Below are 14766 nucleotides of genomic sequence, written 5' to 3' on the forward strand. Positions count from 1 at the left end.
TACATAATTTAGAAGGTAAATAAGGAGCGTCAGTAATGGCAGTTGCAAACAGTACGATCATTGAAAAAATGATCAATGAGTTAAAAGAAGCAAAAGAAAAATCGGATCAGCAGAAAGTGGTAAATCATATAGCGAATGTTCGTTTACTTTGTGATTTATTTTTAGAGGAAGATTCTGCAGTGAAAAAAGAGCCGGAATTAAATATCACAAAAGAAGAAATGAAGGCTATGATTGGTGAACAAAAAAGCGTTACTAAAACACACAGCGGATCTTCCATTATGCAAGATGACGCAAATGGCGATTCAATTTTTGATTTTTAACAAAGAGGTGTACAGGATATGAAGTTATTTATACTGATTGGTATTGTGAATGGATTTATAGCAGTAGCACTGGGGGCATTTGGTGCTCATGGGCTAGAAGGAAAAGTATCTGAGAAAGCGTTGAAAACCTGGGAGAAGGCTGTCAGTTATCAAATGTTTCATACCGTTGCATTACTCGTAACGGGCTTATTGCTCGCTAAATTTCATAGTGGTGGCATGGTGTGGGCTGGCTGGATGTTCTTTATCGGTATTCTCTTATTTTCGGGGAGTTTATATATTTATTCAACAACTGCAATTAAGACCTTTGCCATGATAACTCCTCTTGGCGGAGTAGCGTTTTTGATTGGTTGGGTAATTCTGGGAACTGCAGTAGTAAAATACCTATAATTGAAAAAGCATAAATGACGCAAGGATGAACAACATGATCGCACGCAGAATTTGTTTTCCGGCCTGATCTGCTTCGTGCCTATGCAATTCAATTAGTGCATTACATGCTAAGCTCAGTGCCAGCAGATAAAGGCACAGGAAAATAAGTAGTGTGTATCCTTGTGCGAGTGCTATTATACCGATCAATATAGCACTGGCAAGAGACAGGAGTTCAATTCGAATGAACTTTTCATAGGGATGTCGCATATGATTGCTCCTTTATCAATAAAAGCCCAAACGCTGAATTGGTTTAATGATTAGCCATAACGAAAGTAACTGAAGTGCTTAACAGGTGAAAAAGGATGACACAGATTTTAGGGTGTCATCCTTTTGCTATAAGAACTATCTCGGCGGATATGCTGCAATCTGCCCATTTCCGGTACCGGCAAATGGATAGGTGTAAACTATTTCCTCATCAAATGTTACATAGTCAAGATATACCATTAGTAGCAGGAAGCGTTTACCTGTTTGTGGATCGCTCAATATGATATGATCTCTTCCCGCTGCTTCAATAATCCCTTTGAATATTTTTGCCGTCCACTGGGGGTTGTTTTCGAAAGTCATATAAACAGTTGCACGCTTACCTCTATTCAGCCGTAAAATATTCTCTATATAGGATTGTTCTGCCGGCAGCATACCATGATCCAAGGCAGAGACAGGGGTTTGTTGCTGGGATGGTGCTTGTGGTGTCTGCTGAGGAAATTGTTGTCTCGTATTAGTTAAATATGGATAATAAGCTTGGGATGCCTGTGGATAATAGTAGTATGGATAAGCAGCTTGCTGATATTGATTAGGGTTAGTCTGATTGGTACCTTCCTTTTTTTCACTCATTGAAAAACCTCCTCTTGTTTAATTCTTCTTAATTGAACAGCGTGCTTTGCCCGTAATTTATAGGCATACCCTTGGATAGTCAGCTACAGTGGGTGCATAAAAACAATGTGATTTATACCTGCCCACATTCCATTGATTAAACCATTAGCCCGGACAGCTTCCCTGGTGGCATGAAAAACTACAATGAATCTGAGGCGGGGTGCTGCCGTTCACCTTGAATTACTAGATCTTATCTCCGTGAAATCGAGACAATTAGCAATAAACCGATCAACACCAGTATTACCGACCATCAGCATGCCCAAATCTCCATTACTTTCAGCTTCAGCGCGCATTAGCTTTGCTAGCACATCAACATCTTTCGTTGTGTGCTACAACTGACATAACCTTACCTCGTTTCTGTACAATCGTGATGCATAACTCACTAATTATGTGTATGTTTCCAAAAGTGGGTTTATGACAAATAAAAAGAAGGCCTTCTACTCGATCGGAATAGAAGACCTTCTATATATCAATTATACGGCTAAATATGCTGCGACAGCTTCTTTCGGCAGGTTATTTCCAATGAAAAACTCGCCAAACTCACCATAGCGTGAACTTACTTCATCAAAGCGCATTTCATAAACAATTTTCTTGAATTCTAATGGATTGTGGGCAAATAAGGTCACACCCCACTCCCAATCGTCTAAACCAATGGATCCGGTAATAATTTGTTTAATTTTTCCTGCATATTTACGGCCTGTTTTACTGTGTTCATAAAGCAACTTACCTCTTATATTTTTCTCTAATGTGTACCAGTTTTCCTCACCCTCACGACGTCTGTCCATAGGGTAAAAACAGATATGCTCCCATTTAGGAAGAATTGGCTTTAAACGAGCCTGTGTTTCTGGTAATGTTTCTGGATCGATTCCATCTTTTTGTGGTTGGTATTTTGAAAGTTCAACGACAGATACATACGAGTGTGCAGGTAGTAAGAACTCTGCAAATTTGGATTTATTCAACTCCGTTTCGATATCCGTCAGTTCATCCATTGTCGGGCGCAGGAACATAAAGATTAAATCGGCTTTTTGCCCTACAACTTTATAGAGTACGTGGCTGCCATTTTTCTTTTCTTCCACCGCTTCCCACTTTGTCAGTAACTTCTCAAATCCGACTATTGCTTCCTGACGCTCTTCCTCAGATGCTAACTTCCATGCATTCCAATCAATGCTGCGCAGATCATGCAGGCTGTACCAGCCATCCATGGTTTCTACTGCTTCTACCATATATATCTCTCCTTTTTTAAATAAAGTATCCTAATATGTTTTTACTATATCATAATTGGGGTAGGATAATCATACATGAGCTTGTTGACAGAAAGACTTAAAAACAAAAATTACTAAATAATGTCATAGGTCTGTCAAGAATACCTTTATATACAGATCCTATTACTTTATCTAAGTTATAAAATCATCTACTATTTAAGTATAGTGTAGTTAAAATGGGAGGTTTATAAAAATGAGTCAATTATTTAATCAATTAAGAGAAAAGATAGCATCTAAAAATAAATCGATCGTCTTTCCTGAAGGAATGGATGAGAGAATCTTAACTGCGGCAAGTCAGCTGGGAGCTGCTGGAATACTTACACCCATTTTAATTGGTAGTAAAGCTGAATTGAAGCAGAGGGCAGAAGAGGTTGGAGTAGATATCTCTTCCTGTAAATTAATAGATCCTCGTGATTTTACGGAATTTGATTTAATGGTAGAAACATTTGTTGATCGACGTAAAGGAAAAGTATCAAAGGAAGATGCCGTGGATGTTCTTCTTGATGAGAACTATTTTGGCACCATGCTTGTCTATATGAATCAAGCAGATGGGCTGGTAAGTGGTGCTGCACATTCTACAGCAGACACGGTACGTCCGGCACTGCAGATTATTAAGACAAAAGAAGGTACCAAGAAAACCTCTGGAGTATTCATAATGGTGCGTGATGAGGAGAAATACGTGTTCGCTGATTGTGCAATTAATATTTCTCCTGATAGCCAGGATCTGGCGGAAATAGCTGTTGAAAGTGCTGTCACAGGGCAGTTATTTGACGTCGATCCGCGTATAGCCATGCTTAGCTTCTCTACAAAGGGTTCCGCAAAATCAGAGGAAACGGAAAAAGTGGTAGAAGCAATGCGCATTGCGAAAGAAAAGAATCCGTCGCTCGTTATTGATGGGGAATTCCAGTTTGATGCTGCTTTCGTACCGAGTGTTGCAAAGAAGAAAGCACCTGATTCAGCGCTGCAAGGTGATGCAACTGTATTTATATTTCCTAGCCTGGAAGCAGGGAATATCGGCTATAAGATCGCGCAGCGCCTTGGTGGATTCGAGGCAGTTGGTCCTGTTTTGCAAGGCTTGAATAAGCCAGTAAATGACCTGTCGCGTGGTTGCAGTGCAGATGATGTATATAAATTAGCGTTAATTACAGCAGCACAATCGGAAGTGTAAAAGAAAGATTGCAATGGAGCCGGTAGCTCTATTGCAATCTTTTTTTCTTCGAGAAATAGGAAAGTATAAATTTTGGCTGAATTAATTCTTATAATTAAACAGCCATGTCCGGGCTTCGACGGACAAATGTTTTCGATGGGACGAAGTGCATTTTTGCTCTATCAATGCATCTTTGAAATATTTTCGTTTCTTTTCTTCATTTGTTCAAGCCTTCTTTCGAATAAATCAAGTTCACGCTTGGAAAAGTCATGGAAGACGACATCATTGCTAAAATCGCTCAAAGCTGACTGAACACGCTTTTTCATATCCGTTACCGTTAATGATGTATTCAGCAGCTCAGACAGTGATCCCATAACAGCTGGATCGACGACAGGGAAGTTAAATTTTGTTTCCTCATCTTTTTTACTGACCTCATAAAAACGTCGGATTAAAGAAGCGCGTTCCAAACTATTTCCTTCCACATCCAAGTATATCTGAATCGCAGCACCATCCTTTACACGTCGCTGCGATATCCCGGCAAACTTTCTCCCATTAATGCTTAAATCATAATCGCCTGGGCAATAGGAATTTACGATTTCATAGGCTTTAATATCATCTGTTAAATCACGGAGCATATATTGCACAAGACTAACCATCGCTTCATAGCAATCATGGATAGATATCCGTTTGACGCCAGGCAGTATAAGGGAAAGGTTTAACACCCCTTCATCCAGCGCTACAGCAAGTCCACCAGAATTACGGACAATTGCACGATAGCCCTGCGAACTCAGAAGCTGAACACCCTCTTCAATGTAGGGGAGTTTGGCATCGGGTATTCCGAGAACTATTGTATCTGCATGTACCCATAAACGGACTACGGGTGGGGAGACCTCGTCACTCACCGATATGGCAAGTGCGTCATCTATAGCGAATGAGGTTAATGCCGTATTCATTTCACCATTAATATGTGTGTGTGTTGAATGATCGATATATCGAAAAGTCGTATGACGGATGATTTCTTTCCAGTTTTTCATAAGTAACTCCTTTGTATCCCTTTTTTACTTCTACTATCTATTATATAATAAATGAAAATCGTCGAAAAGAAACGAGATGTGAAATCAATGGGATATAAGGATGAGCAATTATCTGAGGAGAAGGTATTCAAAGATCCAGTGCATAGGTATGTTCATGTAAAAGATCAGGTTATTTGGGATTTGATAGCAGCACCGGAATTTCAGCGGCTGCGCAGAATAAAACAGCTTGGTACAACAAATTATACGTTTCATGGAGCAGAACACAGCCGATTTAATCACTCGCTTGGGGTATATGAAATAGTCCGAAGAATTATTTACAATTTCCAGGGAAGGCCTCATTGGAATGATGATGAACGCCTGCTGTGTCTATGTGCTGCGTTGTTGCATGACCTGGGACACGGCCCATTTTCGCATTCCTTTGAGAAAGTATTTAAGCTGGATCATGAATATTTTACCCAGCAAATCATATTAGGAGACACCTTTATTAATAAAATATTGGAGCGCGTTGAAGAGGGATTTGCTCAAAAGGTGGCTGACGTAATAGCAAAAACCTACGAAGATAAACTCGTAGTCAGCTTGATCTCAAGCCAGATTGATGCGGATCGTATGGACTACCTGCAGCGCGATGCCTATTTTACAGGTGTCAGTTATGGACATTTTGATATGGAACGTATTTTACGTGTAATGCGCCCAATTGAGGATCAGGTAGTTATTAAATCTACGGGTATGCATGCGGTCGAGGATTATATTATGAGCCGCTACCAAATGTACTGGCAGGTATACTTCCATCCAGTGACTAGAAGTGCAGAGGTGATATTATCCAAGATTCTTCATCGTGCCAAGCATTTATACCAAGCAGGGGACTATACCTTTAAACTTGAGCCTACACACTTTCTTTCATTTTTCTCAGGGGATGTAAAGCTGGAAGACTATTTAAAGCTTGATGAAGGAATCGTTTCCTATTATTTTCAATTGTGGCAGGATGAAGATGACGAGATTCTAAGCGACCTCTGTGAACGGTTCACGAATCGCCGTCTGTTTAAATATATCGAATTCAACCCAAACCAGCAGATGAAAGAGTGGATGGAGCTTCACCGATTGTTTCAGGAGGCAGACATTGATCCGGAATATTATCTTGTTGTCGATTCGTCTTCCGACCTACCCTATGATTTCTATCGCCCTGGGGAAGAGGAAGAGCGGCTCCCGATCCATCTTCTGATGCCGAATGGTGAATTAAAAGAGCTTTCCAGACATTCGGACATTGTGGAAGCTATCTCTGGTAAAAAACGAACAGATCATAAATTATATTTTCCAAAGGATCTGTTGGAAGAGCTCCCCGACACACAGGTAAAACAGCGGATTAAAGAGATACTATATGGTCAAGGAGAGGTAAAGGATGTTAACTAATCATGCTAAATTGATGCAGTTTTTTTCAGTAGCGAAGGAAGTTACTGGTCGCAAGAAGCTGCAAAAGATGATTTATATATTGCAAAAATGCCGTGTTCCATTTGAAGAAAAGTATCAATTTCATTTTTATGGACCATACTCAGAAGAGTTGACACTACGGGTGGAAGAGCTGTGTAATCTAGGTTTCATTGAAGAAATGAAAGAAGAAAAAAGCAATTATTATCAATATAATTATACAATTACAGCAGATGGACAGGAATTTTTAAATCAATTCCCACTAAATCTGCCCGATTTTTCTCAGCAGGTTGAATTAATGAAAGGGAAAAACTCCCGATTTCTGGAGCTGGTGGCAACAATGCTGTTCTTTGAAGACTTGCGACTTCAAGAAGTGGTTGAAAAGGTTCATTTACTAAAACCAAAACAAAATTACACGATGGAAGAAATTCGGGAAGCTGTTGATTTTATAGAAAAAATGAAGCCGAATCAGATGCATGAAAACAGACAACCACCTATGCTACAATAAGAACCAACTGAGAAAGAAGGAGGATCATAATGAGTTCAGATCAATCTTCAAATAAAAAGAAGAATAATGCATTTACAATAATAAAAGATGATTCTACAGATGGACATGGCGGTTACGGGGCAGGTACGATCAGCTTGGAAAATATGTCACCGGTCATTGTGGACCCCAATGGAAATAAAGCGTATGTCGATATGGGCGCGATGCATGCACGCAGTGAAATTGAACGTCGTGTGAAGTTCCTGCCAAACCGCGATGAGGTTCCAAACGGGCTGTTGTATTGGATTGTGTGGGTAAATGTGGAACGCGGGGAGAATGGGCCATACTACGCAGGCGTAGCAGGAAGTGAAATTCGTGTCGACCGTTCCATTAAACGTGCTTACAAGTCCATGGCGGAACATGTTACACATATGGAAAAGTCACTAAAAGGGAAAATTATTGTCGATAATATGGATGACCAGTCCAAAAAATTATTAAAAGAGTTTCTTGAGGAATTTAATGAGGAAATGTGGAACAATTCCACCGAAGAGCTAAAAAACGCACTTTCTGATTAAAAAAGGGAAAAGCAAATTATGAACATTTTGTGACTTCATCATGAAAGTTACCGAATGTCTTGTACTTTGTAATAGAAGTTTGTAAAATATGAATACATGGGCACTCATGTATTACTAGGACAAAAAAGAAGCCGACTCTAAAGCAGGCAGTAACCTGCTGGAGTCGGCTTTTTTATTGTCTAGAAAAATATAAAATTTGAGGCCTGTGGATAGCAAACTAAGCTATCTAGCCACGTCCAGCGCAGGGCGCCCATCACCTAGTGCCCTTCCGGACTCTTCTTAATCTAACTCAACATAAACCAATTCGTTACACTCATTGTGTTTCCTTTATCTTATACGATTCCGTCCAGCGCATACGGTGATAAACGAGCGCCCTGCGCCTTTGTTCTTCCCTTAAGACCACCATCCATTCAATTAAACAAATCAAATAGCTTCTCCACCATACTTTTTTCATTTTCATCATCCGTATCGTGAAAATGATCCGTACAATAGGCTTGAGGTTCTGTACCCTTTTCAAAATACATCACACGACTTGTATTGCAATAGGGTGTGGCACGATCACCAGTTGAGGGGTCAATAGGTACCCCGACTACGCCGGCCGGCACAGGAAAACTTTCCTGCGGGGAGCCTTTATGTGCCTCCTCCATAAAGCGGGCCCATATTTGTTTTGCATAGGCTGATTCTGCGACAATCTCCATATTGCGGTTGTCGTCATACCCTGTCCAGATCCCTGTGACAAGACTGGGACTGTACCCGATCATCCAGCTATCGGACTTCGTTGTACCGGATTTGCCAGCATAGAGCCGCGTGAGCTCATTCGCAATGGTTGACCCGGTCACAGCCATATAGCCATCCAACTCGCGGTCAAACATACCTGTCATCATATGGGTTAAAATAAATGCTTTCTTGGGATCTAAAACGGGTTTGCTTTTTTTATTTTCTTTTTCAAACACGTTCTTTCCGTTACGATCAATAATTTTCTCAATAGTATAACTGGTGAGTTCATGACCGCCGTTTGCTAGCATCGCATAACCTCGTACCATCTCTACAACGGATACAGAAGCTGTCCCTAACGCAAGAGAAGGTACGGCCGGCAGTTTACTGCCTATACCAAACTCGCCTGCTGTTTCTACAAGCGTTTCTGAGCCGAGAAACAGATTTGTCTTCACTGCATAGATGTTGTCAGATAAGGCAATTGCCTGTGCAAGGGTGATGGTATCATGCGCATAGTACCCATTGAAATTACTGGGCTGATATAATTCTCCCTCATCTAGCTCAAACACGGTCGGCTTGCTCATTAGCATCGTTCCGGCATTATATCCATTATCTAACGCAGCGTAATATAGAAAAGGCTTAAAGGCCGACCCAGCCATTCTCTTTGCAGAAGTAGTCCGGTTAAATGGGCTCGTGTGATAATCTCTCCCGCCGACCATAGCAAGGATTCCCCCTGTATGAGGGTCGATGGATAAGGCGCCAACTTCAATATCGCTTGTTGGATTTATCACCTGATTTATTTTTTCTTCCAGCTGTTGCTGATAGGTTTTATTCAATGTAGTATAAATTTCAAATCCGCCGGCACGTATCTCTTCCATTTCTAGTTCAAGAATTTCAGACGCTTCCTTCAAAGCAATGTATTGAAAATGTGGACCGGTATTTCCTTTTTCCGAATCGTTCTCTGCCGAATAAATCAAATGCTCTCTTGTTGCCAGGAATTGTTCTTGCTCTGTTATTACATCGTTAGTTAACATGATGCTGAGAATCTGGCTTTGCCTTAATCTGCTTCTTTCCAAATCATTCACAGGAGAATAGTAGGTAGGACCCTTTGGAACCCCTGCGAGCATGGAGGCTTCAGCCAACGTCAATTCAGCAGAAGAATTTGAGAAAAAATAGTTGCTGGCAGCTTCAATGCCATAAGCACCATGGCCATAATAGATCGTATTTAAATAACCCTCGAGAATCTCTTCTTTTGTGTAGAACATTTCTAACCGTACCGTGTAAAATGCTTCCTTTATTTTTCGGCTCCATGTTTTTTCATGGTTTAAGTATAGGTTCCTGGCATATTGCTGGGTTAATGTACTTGCCCCTTCTTTTAAAGAAAGACTCCTTAGATCTTTTATAACAGCACCGGCAATTCGTTTGAAGTCAAATCCATTATGATCAAAGAAGTTCTGGTCCTCAATTATTAACGTGGCATTAACAATATGGGGGGACATGTCCTTTAAATTTTTCCAGTAGCGGTTTTGCAACCCGCGTTCATTCCCAATGACCTCCCCAGAGCTGCTATAGTAAATCGTATTTTGGTCATTTAGTAATGTAGGAGGGCCCAAAAGAAAACTGATCAAATAAACCCCTATTAAAAGGGCGATCATCATCCCAGAGGCGGCAATTATAACTTTTATAATAAAACGGTTCTTTATACGTATAGGCTTCATAATTAGTAGCTCCAATATGTGTACTTACTCACATTATGGGAAAAGAAAGAGAGTACTAAACAAAATATCGGAAAATAGATGTATTTTTAAGAAGCCACCTAACAGATTTTTCAAAGCAGTGTCTGGATAAGGACGAAATTCCCCTGCGTTATAACAATAGGTGCACCAATAGACTATCATTTACAGATTTATATTGATAAACCCCCTCATTTATCGCTATAATATACTATAGATATAAATAAAAAGTTGAGGCGATGTCATGGGTTCAGAACAAATAAAAATCAGAATTGAACTCTCTACGACGATTGATGACAATGGTCAGATGGAGTACAACAATATGAAGCATTCAGGAAATTTCTACAAGAAAAATAACTTGGATGTATTAACATTTGAAGAAGAGGCGGAAGATAAATCAATTGTTAAGAATTTAATCACGATCCAGCCAGATAAGGTGAGCATTAAACGGTCGGGTAATGTTACAATGAATCAACAGTTCCGCGCAAATCATAAGACTGAAAATGTACTCCAGCACCCGCATGGAATTATACATATGGAAACCTTCACAGATTTAATAAATTACCAATCGGTCAGTAAAACAAAAGAAGGACGCTTAACCATTTCATACACAGTGAAATTGAACGGACAAGAAGCACGGAGACACGATATGGAGCTTGTATATAAAGAGGAGGTTTCTCAATGAACGTCTTGGCACAAACGGAAGAGATATTGAAACAGGAAATTGCCACATCAGTTATACAGGCCAAGCTTGCAACCAACGAAGAGCTGCCTGGTATAATTTTAGAAAAGCCCAAGGATAAATCACATGGGGATTTTGCGACGAATATTGCCATGCAGCTTGCACGTATAGCAAAAAAATCACCTCGCCAAATTGCAGAGGACATTGTCGGAAATCTGGATCAATCAAAGGCATCGATTAAAAAGGTTGAGATCGCAGGACCAGGCTTTATCAACTTTTTTATGAAAAACGATTTCCTGGGCGGGATTATTCCAACCATCTTAGAAGCTGGCCAGACATACGGTGAAACAAACGCAGGTCAAGGCGAAAAGGTTCAAGTAGAATTTGTATCTGTAAACCCGACTGGTGATTTGCATCTGGGACACGCTCGAGGAGCTGCTTTTGGTGATGTGCTATGCAATGTGCTCGCAGCTGCCGGCTACGAGGTAGAGCGGGAGTATTATATTAATGATGCCGGAAATCAAATAGATAAGCTGGCTATATCTGTTGAAGCGCGTTATCTGCAAGCACTAGGCAACGATGCAGAAATGCCGGAAGATGGCTACCATGGCGAGGATATCATTGAAATAGGCAAAACATTAGGCGTCGAGTACGGGGATACGTGGGCGGTTAAAGAACGCGACGAACGCCTTGCATTTTTTAAAGAATATGGACTTAAATATGAACTAGGTAAGATCGAAGAGGATTTAAGAGCGTTCCGCGTGCAGTTTGACCACTGGTTCTCTGAACGTTCTCTCTATACAAGTGATAAGATAACGAACGCACTTAAAACATTGGAAGCTGGCGGCCACACCTATGAAAAGGACGGCGCGACGTGGTTCCGCACGACTGACTTCGGGGATGATAAAGACCGCGTGTTAATTAAACAGGACGGCAGCTATACCTATTTAACACCGGATATTGCCTATCATCAGAATAAGCTTGAACGTGGTTTTGATAAAATCATTAATGTGTGGGGAGCCGACCACCATGGCTATATTGCACGAATGGGAGCTGCAATTCAGGCGCTTGGCTATGAAAAAGAGAAGCTGGGTGTGAAAATTATCCAAATGGTTAACCTGTTCGAGCATGGCGAAAAAGTAAAGATGAGCAAGCGTACAGGGAAAGCCGTCGCATTACGTGAACTGATGGAAGAGGTGGGCGTAGACGCAGTACGTTATTACTTCGTTACACGCTCCAATGATTCGCAGCTTGACTTTGATATGGACTTGGCTCGATCACAGTCAAACGACAATCCTGTTTTCTACGTACAATATGCGCATGCTAGAATATGCACGATGCTGCAACAAGCTGAAACCAAAGGATTTACTGCAGTTGACGAATATGATGCAGCGCTGTTAACAGCTGAAAAGGAAGTCGATCTTCTCAAGAAGCTGGGTGAATTCCCACAAACGGTCGCAGAAGCTGCGGAAAAGCATACACCGCATAAGGTGACACAATATGTATTTGATTTAGCGACACTGCTGCATAGTTTCTATAACGCAGAAAAAGTACTTGATACTGAAAATAAGGAACAAACTTATGCTCGTCTTGCGCTAATGAAAGCTGTACGCATTACACTGGCCAATGCCTTATCATTGATCGCAGTTAATGCACCGGAAAAAATGTAATAAAATGAAGTATTCCCCTTACCATAGTGGTGGGGGGATAGCTTTTATCAGAGGGAATGCGATGGTTATCAATTACCACTTTCGCAAATTACATGTTGACTGAACGATCATTCATCATTTAAAGTAAACGTAAGTAATTTTATGAAGATTCTACACTCTTTGATAACTTACTTTTCGGAAAAATGAAATCGTTATCATTTAAATGTACACTATTAAACTGGTATACTAGTTTAAATGTTTAAGAGCTGTTAATCACACAATCAAGAGGAGGAGAGCAGATAATGGAAACATTTTTGCTAATTAACTTACTAGCATTTATAGCAATCACACTATATGCACTATACTTATTCGCTAAAGTAGTGGCAACCCGAATAGCATATATCAGACTTGGGAAAAAGTCTGAATTTGACGGAGAATTTAAAGAAAGATTCCGTCGGGTTGGAACGATTGTCTTTGGCCAATCAAAGCTCTTAAAGGATAAAAAATCAGGAATTATCCATGTGATGATGTTTTACGGTTTTATCCTTGTCCAATTCGGGGCTATTGACTTCATTGTAAAGGGATTAGCACCGGATCATCATTTGCCTTTTGGTATTTTCTATCCAGGCTTTGTGTTTTTCCAGGAACTAGTAACACTGATGATCCTTGTTGCAGTGGTTTGGGCGTTCTATCGCCGTTATATGGAAAAGCTTGTACGCTTAAAGCGCGGCTTCAAAGCAGGATTAGTACTTATATTCATTGGAACCTTGATGGTTTCCGTATTAGTTGGTAATGGAATGGCACAAATATGGCACGGTCATACAGCAACATGGACAGAGCCTGTTGCCAGTTTTATAGCTGGTGGATTTGGGTGGATGTCACCAACTGCTGCTATGGTTACATTCTTTATCGCATGGTGGATACATACCATTACGCTTTTCACTTTTCTGGTCTATGTTCCGCAATCCAAACATGCTCACTTAATTGCAGCACCAATTAACGTTTTCTTAAGTAAACGTGTACCTGGTAAATTAAAAAAGATAGATTTTGATATAGATGAAGATGCGGAAGAAAATGAGGAAGATATATCGTTTGGTGTCGGAAAAGTAGAAGACTTTGAGCAGCATCAGATGATCGATTTCTACGCATGTGTGGAATGCGGTCGCTGTACAGATGTCTGCCCAGCTTCGGGCACTGGTAAAATGCTGTCACCAATGGATATTATGATCAAAGTTCGGGATCATCTTACGGAAAGAGGTGCAGCTATAACTGGAAAATCACCATGGGTACCTTCCTATGCATTCTCAGGAACACAAGGAAACCAGGCAAGTGCTGGAAATGAGGCTGCAGCAACTATCCAAACAGCAAGTCTGATCGGGGATGTTATTACCCAAGAGGAACTTGCAGGCTGTACAACGTGCCGTAATTGTGAAGATGCATGTCCAGTAAATAACGAGCATGTTGGAACAATTATTGATATGCGCCGTTACTTAGTAATGACAGAAGGTAAGATGGATCCGGATGCTCAGCGTGCGGTAATGAACATTGAGCGTCAGGGTAACCCTTGGGGTCTATCTAAAAAAGATCGCATTAAATGGCGTGAGGTTGACGAGTCGGTATCTATCCCAACAATTAAGGAACTGAAAAAGGAAGATAAAGAATTTGAGTATCTGTTCTGGGTAAGTTCAATGGGTGCTTATGACAGCCGCAGTCAAAAAATCGCTATAGCTTTTGCAAAGCTTATGAATCAAGCAGGTATCAGCTTTGCGATTCTTGGAAATAAGGAAGCGAACTCTGGAGATACAGCACGCCGAATCGGAAATGAATTTTTATTCCAGGAAATCGCTGAAAAAAATATAAAAGAATTTGAGAAAAATAATGTAACAAAGATCGTCACTATTGATCCGCATGCATACAATATTTTCAAAAATGAATACCCTGACTTCGGTTATGAGGCAGAAGTTTATCATCATACACAGATGCTCTATGACCTCGTGATGAATGGAAAACTGAAACCACAGGGTGAAATTAATCAGCGCTTGACCTATCACGATTCTTGTTATCTGGGAAGATATAATGGCGTTTATGATCCGCCAAGAGAGATTCTTACTTCTATCCCAGGAATTGAGTTAGTTGAAATGACACGCAGCAAAGAAAATGGCATGTGCTGTGGTGCTGGTGGTGGACTAATGTGGTCCGAAGAAACAACAGGTAACCGCATTAACGTTGCCCGTACAGAGCAGGCAATGGAAGTAAAACCAACGATGATATCAAGTGCTTGTCCATATTGTCTAACCATGTTAAGTGATGGGACAAAAGCGAAAGAAGTCGAAGAAGATATCAGCACATTGGATGTAGCGGAAATTCTGGCATTATCTGTATTTACAGAAGAAGAAGCAAAGACAGCCTAAAATAAAATAAAGTTAGAAAAAACGGAAAAATATGGTA

14 protein-coding genes and 1 pseudogene are annotated in these 14766 nt (G+C 40.5%); 9 read left to right on the forward strand and 6 right to left on the reverse strand.

Annotated elements, in window-relative coordinates:
- Window positions 1-35 precede the first annotated feature (35 nt).
- The gene (locus QGM71_RS12970) at window positions 36-320 is read left to right on the forward strand and encodes a YwdI family protein (RefSeq protein WP_327607986.1); all 285 of its coding nucleotides are present in this window, start codon (window positions 36-38) and stop codon (window positions 318-320) included.
- 18 nt (window positions 321-338) lie between these two features.
- On the forward strand, window positions 339-707 hold the full coding sequence (locus QGM71_RS12975; RefSeq protein ID WP_327607987.1) for a DUF423 domain-containing protein: 369 nt from the start codon (window positions 339-341) through the stop codon (window positions 705-707).
- Here QGM71_RS12975 and QGM71_RS12980 read toward each other — a convergent pair.
- From QGM71_RS12980 to hemQ, 4 genes and pseudogenes are all read right to left on the reverse strand, one after another.
- Window positions 702-953: a hypothetical protein gene (locus tag QGM71_RS12980; RefSeq protein ID WP_327607988.1), complete on the reverse strand. Its 252-nt coding sequence runs from the start codon at window positions 951-953 to the stop codon at window positions 702-704. The genes QGM71_RS12975 and QGM71_RS12980 overlap by 6 nt on opposite strands.
- Before the next feature lie 135 nt (window positions 954-1088).
- Window positions 1089-1577, reverse strand: a complete 489-nt coding sequence (gene gerQ, locus QGM71_RS12985; protein ID WP_327607989.1) for a spore coat protein GerQ — start codon at window positions 1575-1577, stop codon at window positions 1089-1091.
- Window positions 1578-1634: 57 nt separating this feature from the next.
- Window positions 1635-1909, reverse strand: a pseudogene (locus QGM71_RS12990) (hypothetical protein).
- Window positions 1910-2089: 180 nt separating this feature from the next.
- Window positions 2090-2839, reverse strand: coding sequence for a hydrogen peroxide-dependent heme synthase (hemQ, locus tag QGM71_RS12995; protein ID WP_327607990.1), 750 nt, complete (start codon window positions 2837-2839; stop codon window positions 2090-2092).
- Between the two features lie 232 nt (window positions 2840-3071).
- Here hemQ and pta point away from each other — a divergent pair, with 232 nt between their 5' ends.
- Window positions 3072-4046: a phosphate acetyltransferase gene (gene pta, locus QGM71_RS13000; protein ID WP_327607991.1), complete on the forward strand. Its 975-nt coding sequence runs from the start codon at window positions 3072-3074 to the stop codon at window positions 4044-4046.
- Window positions 4047-4207: 161 nt separating this feature from the next.
- Here the strand turns inward: pta and QGM71_RS13005 are convergent, their stop codons facing one another.
- Window positions 4208-5059 carry a lipoate--protein ligase family protein gene (locus QGM71_RS13005; RefSeq protein WP_327607992.1) on the reverse strand — a complete coding sequence of 284 codons (852 nt, stop codon included), beginning with the start codon at window positions 5057-5059 and terminating at the stop codon, window positions 4208-4210.
- Window positions 5060-5146: 87 nt separating this feature from the next.
- Here QGM71_RS13005 and QGM71_RS13010 point away from each other — a divergent pair, with 87 nt between their 5' ends.
- From QGM71_RS13010 to QGM71_RS13020, 3 genes are read left to right on the forward strand one after another with little or no spacing between them, the layout of a single operon-like run.
- Window positions 5147-6466: an HD domain-containing protein gene (locus tag QGM71_RS13010; RefSeq protein ID WP_327607993.1), complete on the forward strand. Its 1320-nt coding sequence runs from the start codon at window positions 5147-5149 to the stop codon at window positions 6464-6466.
- A complete protein-coding gene (locus QGM71_RS13015; RefSeq protein ID WP_327607994.1) occupies window positions 6456-6989 on the forward strand; it encodes a YwgA family protein in 534 nt (177 codons plus the stop codon). The genes QGM71_RS13010 and QGM71_RS13015 overlap by 11 nt, the downstream gene beginning before the upstream one ends.
- Window positions 6990-7018: 29 nt before the next feature.
- Window positions 7019-7540 carry a YwhD family protein gene (locus QGM71_RS13020; protein WP_327607995.1) on the forward strand — a complete coding sequence of 174 codons (522 nt, stop codon included), beginning with the start codon at window positions 7019-7021 and terminating at the stop codon, window positions 7538-7540.
- 410 nt (window positions 7541-7950) lie between these two features.
- Here the strand turns inward: QGM71_RS13020 and QGM71_RS13025 are convergent, their stop codons facing one another.
- The gene (locus QGM71_RS13025) at window positions 7951-9972 is read right to left on the reverse strand and encodes a transglycosylase domain-containing protein (protein WP_327607996.1); all 2022 of its coding nucleotides are present in this window, start codon (window positions 9970-9972) and stop codon (window positions 7951-7953) included.
- 259 nt (window positions 9973-10231) lie between these two features.
- Between QGM71_RS13025 and QGM71_RS13030 the strand changes: the two genes are divergently transcribed.
- From QGM71_RS13030 to QGM71_RS13040, 3 genes are all read left to right on the forward strand, one after another.
- Entirely contained in the window at window positions 10232-10672 is a 441-nt protein-coding gene (locus QGM71_RS13030; RefSeq protein ID WP_327607997.1) for a DUF1934 domain-containing protein, read from the forward strand.
- Entirely contained in the window at window positions 10669-12339 is a 1671-nt protein-coding gene (gene argS, locus QGM71_RS13035) for an arginine--tRNA ligase (protein ID WP_327607998.1), read from the forward strand. Before QGM71_RS13030 ends, argS begins: the two co-directional genes overlap by 4 nt.
- Window positions 12340-12620: 281 nt before the next feature.
- Window positions 12621-14729 (forward strand): (Fe-S)-binding protein, encoded by a 2109-nt coding sequence (locus tag QGM71_RS13040; protein WP_327607999.1) that lies wholly within the window; start codon window positions 12621-12623, stop codon window positions 14727-14729.
- The last annotated feature ends 37 nt before the right edge of the window (window positions 14730-14766 follow it).

The organism is Virgibacillus tibetensis (assembly GCF_036026595.1).
GTDB classification, from domain to species: Bacteria; Bacillota; Bacilli; order Bacillales; family Amphibacillaceae; genus Virgibacillus_P; species Virgibacillus_P tibetensis.